This is a genomic window from Rhizobium sp. 01T444, assembly GCF_056398305.1.
Genome location: NZ_JBFTPD010000241.1, coordinates 1 through 630 on the forward strand (window position 1 = coordinate 1; position 630 = coordinate 630).

The following is a 630-nucleotide window of genomic DNA, read 5'->3' on the forward strand; positions in this document are numbered from 1 at the left end:
CACCAACTGCGGCAGCGACATCGCCGAGGCGATCAGCCGGTCCTGCTCGCGCACGTGCGCCAGCGCCTCTTCATGCGCGCCGTAGAACCAGCAGATCTCCGCCTTGTAGATGTGATAGTTGGCGACGCCGGTCATGAATTTGCGCTCGCGCATGCCCGCGAGGCAGCGCTGCTCGTCGAAGCTCGCATCGTTCATCGAGCACAGGCCATCGGTGCGGCCGAGGAAGTTGCGCTGCATCTGCAGGAACAGCGTGCCCGAATCGAGCGAGTCCTGGTACTCGCAGTCGCGCACGATGGTGAGGAACTCGGCGTGCTCCTGCTCGGCCGTTTCGAGGTCGAGCTTCGGGTCCCAGATGATGCAGTCCTGCGCGCTGTAGGCGAGGTAGAGCAGGTCGCCCGACTGGTAGCCGGCCTCGATGCCGCGGCGAAACCACGGCGTCATGCTGGACCAGTGCCTGTTCCAGTGATGCACGAACATCGTGTAGACGTAGATCACGCGCGACTTCAGCGCGATGTCGTCGAGCCGGTCGTTCATGGCCACGGCGAGCTTGCCGTACTCGTAGCCGAGAGCCGGGTTGTCGAGCGCGCCGCACAGCAGCATGCCGTAGGCGGCATAGGCGAAGGCGGACTC

General features: G+C 64.8%; 1 protein-coding gene. It reads right to left on the reverse strand.

Features of this window, described 5'->3' with window-relative positions; genetic code table 11:
- Window positions 1-630: hypothetical protein (locus AC1DTN_RS38215; RefSeq protein ID WP_477925378.1), on the reverse strand; the 630-nt coding region annotated here is incomplete at both ends.